This window comes from Cupriavidus sp. 01L46 (assembly GCF_056399905.1).
In genome coordinates, this window is record NZ_JBFTSF010000749.1 from 1 (window position 1) to 358 (window position 358).

Genomic DNA, 358 nt, shown 5'->3' on the forward strand with positions numbered 1-358 from the left:
GCCATCGACCGCGCCGCACGGGAGGGCGTGCAGCTGATCGTCTTTCCGGAAACCTTCCTGCCGTACTACCCGTACTTCTCCTTCGTACGGCCGCCCGTGCAATCCGGCAGCGACCATATGCGGCTGTACGAGCAGGCGGTGGTGGTGCCCGGCCCCGTCACCCATGCCGTGTCCGAGCGCGCGCGCCGGCACGCCATGGTGGTGGTGCTCGGCGTCAACGAGCGCGACCACGGCAGTCTTTACAACACGCAGCTCATCTTCGACACCGACGGCCGCCTGGTGCTCAAGCGCCGCAAGATCACGCCGACGTTTCATGAACGGATGATCTGGGGCCAGGGCGACGCAGCGGGCCTGAAGG

Annotated in this window: 1 protein-coding gene; it reads left to right on the forward strand. The window is 67.0% G+C overall.

The window, feature by feature from the left end; all coding sequences use genetic code 11:
• Positions 1–358, forward strand: a 358-nt coding sequence (locus AC1DS3_RS39605) for a nitrilase-related carbon-nitrogen hydrolase (RefSeq protein WP_477129498.1), incomplete at both ends; no start/stop codon positions are given.